Annotated in this window: 8 protein-coding genes; 5 read left to right on the top strand and 3 right to left on the bottom strand. The window is 32.3% G+C overall.

The features are described from left to right. Window positions 1-95: 95 nt before the first annotated feature. Window positions 96-371, bottom strand: a complete 276-nt coding sequence (locus ACKI42_RS07660; RefSeq protein ID WP_407404106.1) for a hypothetical protein — start codon at window positions 369-371, stop codon at window positions 96-98. An 88-nt stretch (window positions 372-459) separates the two neighbouring features. Further along, a complete protein-coding gene (locus tag ACKI42_RS07655; RefSeq protein ID WP_407404104.1) occupies window positions 460-732 on the bottom strand; it encodes a hypothetical protein in 273 nt (90 codons plus the stop codon). Window positions 733-1,215: 483 nt separating this feature from the next. On the opposite strand from ACKI42_RS07655, the gene lpdA reads away from it, so the two are divergent. Next, on the top strand, window positions 1,216-2,619 hold the full coding sequence (lpdA, locus tag ACKI42_RS07650; protein ID WP_407404102.1) for a dihydrolipoyl dehydrogenase: 1,404 nt from the start codon (window positions 1,216-1,218) through the stop codon (window positions 2,617-2,619). 66 nt (window positions 2,620-2,685) lie between these two features. Here the strand turns inward: lpdA and ACKI42_RS07645 are convergent, their stop codons facing one another. Beyond that, on the bottom strand, window positions 2,686-3,162 hold the full coding sequence (locus tag ACKI42_RS07645; RefSeq protein ID WP_407404100.1) for a GNAT family N-acetyltransferase: 477 nt from the start codon (window positions 3,160-3,162) through the stop codon (window positions 2,686-2,688). Window positions 3,163-3,381: 219 nt separating this feature from the next. Between ACKI42_RS07645 and ACKI42_RS07640 the strand changes: the two genes are divergently transcribed. From ACKI42_RS07640 to ACKI42_RS07625, 4 genes are read left to right on the top strand one after another with little or no spacing between them, the layout of a single operon-like run. Beyond that, window positions 3,382-6,117, top strand: coding sequence for a TonB-dependent receptor domain-containing protein (locus tag ACKI42_RS07640; RefSeq protein WP_407404098.1), 2,736 nt, complete (start codon window positions 3,382-3,384; stop codon window positions 6,115-6,117). A gap of 9 nt (window positions 6,118-6,126) precedes the next feature. After that, window positions 6,127-7,476, top strand: coding sequence for a DUF4876 domain-containing protein (locus ACKI42_RS07635; protein WP_407404096.1), 1,350 nt, complete (start codon window positions 6,127-6,129; stop codon window positions 7,474-7,476). Window positions 7,477-7,482: 6 nt separating this feature from the next. Then, window positions 7,483-9,033 carry a DUF6850 family outer membrane beta-barrel protein gene (locus ACKI42_RS07630; protein WP_407404094.1) on the top strand — a complete coding sequence of 517 codons (1,551 nt, stop codon included), beginning with the start codon at window positions 7,483-7,485 and terminating at the stop codon, window positions 9,031-9,033. Between the two features lie 13 nt (window positions 9,034-9,046). After that, window positions 9,047-10,177 (top strand): cytochrome-c peroxidase, encoded by a 1,131-nt coding sequence (locus ACKI42_RS07625; protein ID WP_407404092.1) that lies wholly within the window; start codon window positions 9,047-9,049, stop codon window positions 10,175-10,177. Window positions 10,178-10,383: the final 206 nt, after the last annotated feature.

The following is a 10,383-nucleotide window of genomic DNA, read 5'->3' as shown; positions in this document are numbered from 1 at the left end:
AATAAAACAATGGCTAGAAAAATATCATTATCGAAAGCATCAAGGAATTAAAAATAAACCCCAAAATAAATACACCAAAGCAGCTTAAAATCCAACTAAGAAATACTAATTTTTGGTCCAGTGAAACGAGGGTAACTTAATATTATCTGCACTATTTTAGAAAATTGAAGTTGATCTTCTGAAGCATCAATATTTGCGTTAATACTTTCTTCTAAAATTAACTTTAGGACCGCCTTGTTATTTTTATATTTGATAATGGCGTGAGCAAAGTCGATATATAATTGTGCAGCCGCCTTATCTTGAGCTATACACTTAATTAGACCCATGTCCATATAAAAAATTCCTTCAGTGAAACTTTTTGTCGATGTCATATATTTTACTTTGAGTGTAGATTAGATTAACTTCTTTATCATTGCTATCTAGTTTTTTTATTAGTTTTTGAAATATTCCCACTCATCATCAGATTCTATAATAAGACCAGCTCTTCGATAAGACATGATAAGAGCATTCTGTATAGTCAATCTCTGCTGGTATTCTATCACTGTTTCCAATAAGCTCTTTAGATTTCTTACCTTTAACTATGGCATCTAGATAATCTCTTCTATCATAAGAAGCTTCAGATTTTATAAGGTAACATATCGCTTTTTCATAGTTATTTTGTGCTACTGCAAGCAAATCATTAGCAGCAGAGGGTAAAGTCTGCGCAAATTTTTTCTCCAGAGAGAATCTCATTGAATTTCTTGGTTGTAGTTGGATCCAAGGTTAGTTGTGCATTTAACTTTACAATTGGAATTAAATAAAATGCAATGCATAGTATTGATTTAAGTTTAATTCTCATTTCAATCACGATATTTATTTTTGAACAATTAGAAGGTTTGAACTTCAGGATCAAAATAATTTCCACGTTATGTTAAGCTCTCAATCTACTATCTAATAATATTCGAAATAATAAAGGTAAATATAGTAAAATTTATTGCCAAAATAAGAGATGATCGTGTTATTTATGTAATAATAAATGTGCATTTATAGGGATTTGAACAGAATTAAGTATATTGTTTTATTTTTCAGAATTTATACATTTATTATCTTTACCGATCATCATTATTTTTTTCTTTTTTGAAGTTATGAATGTGATATATTTCTTGTTTTTGAAACCACGACTATTAAAAAAAAGTCTTAAATTAGCCTCATTAATATATAATAAAATAATATACAATGTCTCAATTCGATGTTACCGTAATAGGTTCTGGTCCTGGGGGTTATGTTGCTGCCATTAGAGCTGCGCAATTAGGCTTCAAAACAGCAATTATTGAAAAATATTCTACCTTAGGAGGAACTTGTCTTAACGTAGGTTGTATTCCGTCTAAAGCACTTTTGGATAGTTCTGAACATTTCGAAAACGCAAAACACACTTTTGCGAACCACGGAATTATTATAAACGAGCCTCAAGCGGATATCGCAAGAATGGTTGCTAGAAAAAATGAAGTAGTAGAGCAAACAACGAAAGGGATTAACTTCTTGATGGACAAAAACAAAATTACTGTTTTTGAAGGTCTTGGAAGTTTTGAATCTGCAACTCAGATCAAAGTAACAAAAAATGATGGTTCTACAGAAACTATAGAATCTAAATATACTATTATCGCTACAGGTTCTAAGCCTTCTTCTTTACCTTTCATTACATTGGATAAAGAAAGAGTGATTACTTCTACTGAAGCATTAAACCTAAAAGAAATCCCTAAACATTTAGTGGTTATTGGTGGTGGTGTTATCGGTCTAGAATTAGGTTCTGTATACCTAAGACTTGGTGCTCAGGTAACAGTAGTAGAATTTATGGACAAAATTATTCCTGGTATGGATGGTGCTCTAAGCAAAGAATTGCTAAAAGTATTGAAAAAACAAGGAATGAAATTCATGCTATCTACAGCAGTTTCTGCAGTAGAAAGAAATGGAGATACTGTGAAAATTTCTGCTAAAGATAAAAAAGGAGAAGAAGTAGTAGTAGAAGGAGACTACTGTTTGGTATCTGTAGGAAGAAAACCTTACACTACAGGTCTTGGACTAGAAAACGCAGGTGTAGAGCTTGACGAAAGAGGAAGAGTAAAAACTAACGATCACCTACAAACTAATGTAGCAAACATTTTCGCTATCGGAGATGTTGTTGCAGGAGCAATGTTGGCTCACAAAGCTGAAGAAGAAGGAACTTTTGTTGCTGAATATTTAGCTGGACAGAAACCTCATATTAACTATAACCTAATTCCTGGTGTAGTATATACTTGGCCAGAAGTTGCAGGAGTTGGTAAAACAGAAGAGCAACTGAAAGAAGAAGGTGTTGCTTATAAAGTAGGATCTTTCCCAATGAGAGCATTAGGTAGAAGCCGTGCATCGGGTGATGTAGATGGATTAGTCAAAATTATCGCTGATGAGAAAACTGACGAAGTTTTAGGTTTCCATATTATTGGAGCTAGAGCAGCGGACCTTATCGCAGAAGGTGTAATTGCTATGGAATTCCGTGCTAGTGCAGAAGATATCGCAAGAAGTTCTCATGCTCACCCAACGTATGCAGAAGCTATCAAAGAAGCTGCATTGGATGCTACAGGAAAAAGACCAATTCATATGTAAATTTTTTAATACAGAAATTATAAAGTAAATAATAGGGGACAACTTTCGTAAGTTGTCCTTTTTATTTTAGAGATTTTTCAGCATCCAAATTGTACAACTCGTATGCCCAGAATCTCCTAAGGGTTGATCTAACATCCAGAACCCTTGCTTTTCGTACATTAATACTGCACTAGCAAACTGTGGTAAGCTTTCCAAATACAATTGTTTATAACCTAACTCTTTTGCTGATTCTATAGTTTTACACATCAGTTCTTTACCAATTCCTTTACCTCTGGATTGAGCAAGTAGATAAAATTTTACGAGTTCTGCACAATTTTCTGGTAAACCTTCTGTTGGATACACTCCACAACAACCTACAATCTCATTATTTTCCTCAGCAATCCACAACACAGCTTTTGGTTCTTGAAAATTTTCAAATAATGTATCAGTTTTGGGATCAGAATAAACTGTACCACATTTTGGAGCATCTAGCTCATCAAAAATAGCTCTTATAAGTTGTGCAAGAATTTCATTATCACTTTTTTCTACTTTTCTTAATCTCATTTTTTTAGTAAATTTATTTAAAATTAATATAGAAAAAAATTCTACTTATAATTTTAAAATATTCATTTTGATAAAAAACCAAACTTTTCATGGATTTTGAAATAGAAGACAGGGAATTTAATTTTCATTTTAGTTGATAAATGTCATTTATAGATTTTTTAAATCTTCAATTAAGTTTATTTAGAAAAAATATAAATAACTTTGCCTAAAATTGATAAATTGAAATCAGGAAAGCTATTTATAGTAATGTTTGGTCTTATAAGCGCTTCAGCTTTTACGCAAAATATTACTGGTAAAGTAATCGATGCAGAAAACAAAAAACCATTATCTGGTGTTTTGGTAAGAATAGAAAATTCAGGAATTTGGACGCTGACTTCTTCTAATGGAGATTTTAACATTAAAGTAAACAAAGGAGAAACGCTAGAATTTAGAAGAGCTGGTTTGCTAGAAGAAAAGAGAACTTTTGAGTATGTACCCGAAAATTCTATCACTGTTCTCATGGAAATTGTATCTACGAGAATAAAAGAAATATCTCTTACCGCAAAAAAGAAAAAATATTCTGAAATTGAAATTAAAGAAGAAGCACTGAAAAGTATTCAGGCATTTTCTTTAAACGAAGTTTTGGAGCAAATTCCTGGTCAAAAACTTCAAAATCTTAATTTTAACGAGTTCAAACCTATCGTTTTTAGAAGTACACAACCAACCAGAGTTAGCAACGATGGTTTTGGTAACAAGTCTTTCGGAACTTCTTTGGTTGTAGATGGTGTACCCATTTCTAACAACGAAAATATGCAAAGCTATTTGGGGAATTATTCTACAAATGGTGCTGTATTTTCAGAGGGTTCCTTATTTCGACCTAATGATATAGGTTTTGGAACGAGTGGAACAGGAGATTTTAATGGTTATTTTTCTAACACCAATTACGGAGCAGATTTGAGAGATGTTGCGGTAGAAAGTATAGAAAGTGTGGAAGTTGTGCAAGGAATTCCTTCTGCAAAATATGGTGATCTTACTTCAGGTTTGGTAAATGTACTGAGAAAAAACGGCGAATCGCCTTACAGAGTTTATTTGGCTTTAAGAGAAGGTACGCAAGAATATAATCTTAACAAAGGTTTTAAACTTTCGGACGGATTGGGTTATTTAAACGCAAATGTTAATTATCTAAAATCGAATTCAGATCCTCGAACAAAATTTAACGTATACGAAAGAGTTTCTGGAAGTCTAATGTGGACGGTTTATAATAAAAACAAAAATATTAGTAACATGATCTCTGTAGATTATACGAATAATTTGGATAATGCCAACTTCGAAGAAGAAGATATCGAAGGAAGAATTATAAAAAATAAAACGAGAAACCTTAGAATATCTAATAATTTCAATTGGAGATTTAAAGAATCCTTTTTTGATAATCTAAATATTATTGCAAGTTATACCAACGGTTACCAAAACTCTTACGATTCTAAATTACTCAATAGTGGAGGAGATATAGTAGGAACAAGCACTACTGAAGGTGTTTTTACCGGTATTTATACGCCAATAAACTACAGAATGGAGAAAGAGATCGAAGGGAAACCTTTGGCTTTATTCGTTTCTGCAGATTTAAAGAAAAAAATTAAAACTAAATCTAATTGGATACACAATTTCCTTATCGGAACTTCGATGAGAAGTAGTGATAACAAAGGTGCAGGAAGATTAGGAAATCCAGAAACATTAGAAAACAATTTTGCGGGTACTGGAACTGCTTTTAGACCGTATAATTTTGGTCAAAATGTACGTGCAGAATATCAATATTCTGTTTATTTAGAAGATAATATTAACAAAGCATTTGGCGTTAATATTTTCAATCTGAATGCGGGTTTGCGTGTTGACAACCAATTTGGAAGCACTGTTTTCCAACCAAGAATTAATACGTTTTTAATTCATAAAAATTTCAAATTTAGAGGAGGTTTTGGTATTGCATCAAAAGCGCCATCTATTAATATGATTTATACGGGTCCTCGTTATTACGACGCTGTTTTGGCAGATCTTAGACTTCCAGGCTATTATAATTTGGGAGTTTTGCAAACATTTATCGATTCTTCTGATAATTTCAATCTAAAACCTTCAAAAAGTATTCGTACAGAAGTAGGTATCGATTATAAATTCGGTATTGGTAATGTAGGAATTACTGCTTATCATAACAAGTTGTACGATGGTTTCACTACCGAAGAATTTGCGGTAAAAAGAGGTTTGGCAGAGCTAGATGTTCAGTATAATGGTAACAATCTTCCAACATACACCGTTTCTGGTTACAAAGATTATTACTACTTACAAAATAGAAATATCAATTCTCTAGAATCTAAAGATACTGGTTTAGAATTAATGGCTAGTTTTTGGAAATTACCCATTCGTAACCTTAGTTTAGATATTAATGGTTCTTATATTAAAACCACAAATAACGCAAGCAAAGAAAAGCTAAATCGTTCTAAAGTAGCTACAGCAAACGAAGTTTATGGAGTTTACAAATGGTACGATACGCATTACGAACAATTGATGTTGGGTGGTGTTCTCAATTATCATTTGCCAAAAGCAGGTTTGGTGGTTTCTTTAAGAACGCAACATTTTATTATCGATAACAAATCTTATAACAACCCAAGATTGCCTTATGCTTATTTGGATAGAGATCTAAACAAAGTTTTGCTTACCGAAGAACAAATAAACGATCCCAATCAGTTTGCAAATATTAAACTGAATGGTGCAGATGTAAACGATGAAAAAGCACAAAGAGTTTTCCATAATTTCAACTTAAGAATTACCAAAGATTTTCTTAATGGGTTTAAATTTTCTTTTTATGCAAATAATTTTTTAGACCTAAAACAAACTTATTTTATCATGGAAAATGGTAAAAATGTACAAAAAGTAAAACCAGATTTGTTAACGCTTTCTTTTGGAGCCAAAATAGAATATCAATTTTAAATTATCATAATGAAACACATTTTATACTTATTTTCTTTACTTTTCATTATTTCTTCTTGTAGAGACGATGATTTCGGAAACAATGGGTCGGGAAGTATGCTGCAACCCGTTTCTTTTAAGGTTTATGTAAAATACGACAACAATTACGGTCAAAAATTAGCCAAAAATGCAACTGTAATCCTTACAAATAGCAATTCTGGAGATGCTTTTACAATACTTTCAGATGATAATGGTGTTGCAACTTTTCCTAATGTAATCCCAGGAAGTTATAAGCTAAATGTATCTAAAAAAATGGTGGCTGCAGAATATCTTTCAACTTTTGGATATGCGCTTCAAAGTGACGAAATAAATTTTAATGGCTCTCAAGAAGGAGTACAAGTGAATCTGAATGTTCCGAGTACTTCTGTAGAATTGAAAGCTGCGAAAGTGGGAGATTTAGTGATTAAACAAGTGTATTACGCAGGTTCTAGTAACTCTCAAGGTGCTGGTTTAAGAGATCAATTTATAGAAATATATAACAATTCTACTGAAGTTATTTATGCAGATGGGCTATATATTGCACAGTTATCTGGTAAATTGAATAATACGCCTTCTAATTTTACATTACCAAATGGACAATTCGATTGGAGCCAATCTCTTGGAATGACGATGGGTAATGCAGCAAATTCCGATTTTGTATATTCTGATTTTGTTTTCAGAATCCCTGGTTCTGGGACTCAATATCCAATTCAGCCAGGTGCTTCAATTGTAATTGCGAGTAACGCAGTAAATCATAAAGCTCCTTTAATTGGAAACAATGGTAATCCCGTTATGGTGCAAAACCCAGAATTAACAGTAGATTTAAGCAATGCCGATTTCGAAGCTTATTTAGGAGATTTTAGGATTTCTATTGGTTCAACAGTTTTCAATACAGATATTCAAAATCCTGCGGTGCCCGATTTACAAATTGCTTATTGGGGAAGGCCTGGATATTATAGTGGAGTTGCAGACATGATTTTGGATACTCTGGGTAGAGATAGTTTTGTGATTTTCAGATCGGATGATTTTAATACTTATAAAGATTACTCTGACCCATCTGTTTCTAATATAGTTACCAATACAAAGTTTTTCCTTCAAATTCCTACAGAAGTTATAATAGATGGTTTAGATACTCAACACTACAATCCGTCTTCACAAAGACCAAAAATGTTGCCTTCGTCTATTGATGCATCTTTTATTAATGTAGATAATATGTACAACTCACAATCGGTAATGCGTAAAACGAAACAAAAGATTAACAATAGAGTAGTATTGGAAGATACAAATAACTCTGCGAACGATTTTGTAAAAATTAAAGCCAACCCAAAAGGGTTTCAATAAAATAATATGAAATTTAATTGCCTTCATATATTTGCAGTATTATCATTTGTTGGGGTTTCGGCTCAAACAAATGATAGTATTCATATCCCAACCAATTCTTTGTACAATGCTCAGTACGAAAAAATTTGGGAAAATCCGATTCAGTATTCTCAATTTAAAGTTAGAGATTTTACAGAAACAGAACTCAGTGCAACAATAAAAGAGCTTAATCTTAAAAGAGCTCAAACAGCCGAAAAAAGCAACATTTTTGCCTTCAAAACGCAGGGGATTTTCAATATTTCAGAAAATTTGCGTGTGTTGGGAGGTTTTGATTATCAGTTTGTGTCGGAAAAAGATTTGGGATATAATTTAACGTCCGAGAGAACCGAAGATCAGTTTGTAATGAATCCTCATTATATTTTTGCGCCAAAAAAAGCCAATTGGGAAAGCCAGAAATACAGAGTTATGGGAGGCTTATCTTACAATTATTCTAATTTCGATTTTGGACTAACCGTGGATTATAGAAACAATAATTCTTTTAGAAAATCAGATCCGAGACCAGCTATTAATACAGCAGATTATTCTGGGAAAGCGTTTGTGGGTTATCATCTAAAAAAACATCAAATATCAATTTTTGGAGGTCTTGGTAGAAAAACCGATTCTTATGATTTGGATTTTGTAAACGACCAAAACAATTCGCCAGCAAACGAAGATTATTTTGTGAGATTTTCTGATGGTTATGGTAGATTATTGCATTTCGTTTCTTATTCTAATTTTGGCTACAAAACGATAAGTGGAAACGCAGGAGCAGGTTATGCTTATCGAGGAGAAAAAAATCTTTTTACCATAAATTACTCTTACAGTAAGTCTATGGAAACTCTTTTTGGAAAATCGGCAAATGGTTATACTTTTTTCGATGAAAGTTTAGAGCAATTGAAATACCGTGTAAAAAATTACCAAACAGATGCAAATTATTGGTACAAAGGTAATTCTATACAATATTTCGGGAATTTAAATTTTCAGAGTATTACAGGAGATAATTATAGCCTAACAGAATTGGGGCAAAATTATCGTATGACATTAGATCGTTTGTCACTCAACCAATCTTTGTTGTGGAAAGATCAAGACAAAACTATTTTGGGATTAGGTTTGCAAACAATTTTTAGTGATTTCTCGGCAAGAGATTTATTAGGAGTTACTAGTAAATATGTAAAAAGTTTAGATATTAATCTTTCTGCAAACAAAGATATTCTGAAAAATGATAAGCAACGTGTAAATATTTTAGTAGGAGCGAAATCGTACTTTCCGATTTCCGAAAGTCTAGAGTATCAAGCTGCTTCATCTACAAATTTGTTTTATGATAACGTTATAAAAAATGATTATTACTATGACAAAACTTCACAATTGGGACCTCAAATTGGGTTACAATTTTTTCAGAGAATAAGTAATAAGACAGACTTAAAAATATTTACTAATTTTGCGACACTTTTCCCACTCAACTCGGTGATGGAAGAAAATGTAAATTATAACGGTAATCCTAATATGATTTTTAATACAGGGATTTCTCTGTATTACTAAAATACAAGATTTAATGAAGTATTTTTTAACGATTGCAGCGGCACTCTTCACAGTGTATTCTTTTACAGAATTTGATGATGGTATTCAAGATGGTTACACCATCCAAGAATTAAGAGATTTGTATAGTAGTGGCAATCATAGCTTATGGCCAAAGCCTCATTTGTTTGATGATGCTAAAGTGGGATTTGAAGATATTGGTTCTTTGGGAAAACCTGTTTTTCCTAAAGAGAATCCTTATTCTAAAGAGAAAGAAGAATTGGGGAAATTATTATTTTTCGACCCTAGACTTTCTAAGTCTGGCCAAATATCTTGTGCAAACTGCCATGATCCTGAGACGGGATGGTCTGATGCTAAAAGAGTAGCCTACGGACATGATAGACAATTGGGGACAAGAAATACACCTACGGTATTAAATATTGCTTTTGCTAAAGAGTTTTTTTGGGACGGTAGAGCTGCAACTTTAGAAGAACAAGTGAAAGCTCCTATAGAAAACCCTGTAGAAATGAATTTTCATACACGATTGGCGGTAAAAACGATTGGTAAAATAAAAGGTTACAAAGAGCATTTTAAGAAAGCTTACGGTGACGAAAAAGTAACGGAAGAGCGTATTACAAAATCTATTGCTACTTTTGAAAGAACATTGGTAAGCCCGAAATCTAAGTTTGATAAATTCATAGCGGGTAAAAAAGACGAATTATCAGATTCTGAAATTAATGGTTTGCATCTTTTTAGAACCAAAGCAAATTGTATTAATTGCCATAACACCGCTTATTTTTCTGATCAAAAATTTCATAATATTGGTCTTACGTATTTTGGTAGAAAATATGAAGATTTGGGACTTTATGCTATTTCTAAAAAAAATGAAGATGTTGGAAAATTTAAAACAGCAACTTTAAGAGAAGTTTCTCAAACTGCACCTTATATGCACAATGGATTGTTTCCAAATATAAGAGGAGTTCTGAATATGTATAATGCCGGAATGCCCGATGAGAAAGGCAACAAAGAAAACCCACTTTTCCCAAAGAAATCTACATTGTTGCAAAAATTAAATCTTACCGACAGTGAATTGGTAGATCTTGAAAATTTCCTAAAAACACTTCATAGCTATAGATACAAAATGCGTCCTCCAGAGCCTGTGAAATAGTATTATCATTTTAAATGACGATAGATATAAAATCTTCACTTGTACTTTTAATAGAGTATAAATGAAGATTTTTTTTTGTTAAAATACTCAACAACAAAGCAATAGTTGGTAGAATAATAGGAATAGATGATAAAAATCTTTAATATCAACTAATATTTTTGTACTTTTGCATCCACTTTTTGTGGGAAAGGTTTGAAAGGGTAACC

It is taken from the genome of Chryseobacterium sp. (genome assembly GCF_045629545.1).
GTDB lineage: Bacteria > Bacteroidota > Bacteroidia > Flavobacteriales > Weeksellaceae > Chryseobacterium.
This window is presented reverse-complemented; position numbering and strand designations above follow the sequence as displayed.

What these genes read in the sequence shown, in the direction of transcription:
- ACKI42_RS07630 (WP_407404094.1), top strand. Translation starts at nt 7,483, where the DNA reads ATGAAATTTAATTGCCTTCATATATTTGCAGTATTATCATTTGTTGGG.
- ACKI42_RS07660 (WP_407404106.1), bottom strand. Translation starts at nt 371, where the DNA reads ATGACATCGACAAAAAGTTTCACTGAAGGAATTTTTTATATGGACATG.
- ACKI42_RS07635 (WP_407404096.1), top strand. Translation starts at nt 6,127, where the DNA reads ATGAAACACATTTTATACTTATTTTCTTTACTTTTCATTATTTCTTCT.
- ACKI42_RS07625 (WP_407404092.1), top strand. Translation starts at nt 9,047, where the DNA reads ATGAAGTATTTTTTAACGATTGCAGCGGCACTCTTCACAGTGTATTCT.
- ACKI42_RS07655 (WP_407404104.1), bottom strand. Translation starts at nt 732, where the DNA reads ATGAGATTCTCTCTGGAGAAAAAATTTGCGCAGACTTTACCCTCTGCT.
- lpdA (WP_407404102.1), top strand. Translation starts at nt 1,216, where the DNA reads ATGTCTCAATTCGATGTTACCGTAATAGGTTCTGGTCCTGGGGGTTAT.
- ACKI42_RS07645 (WP_407404100.1), bottom strand. Translation starts at nt 3,162, where the DNA reads ATGAGATTAAGAAAAGTAGAAAAAAGTGATAATGAAATTCTTGCACAA.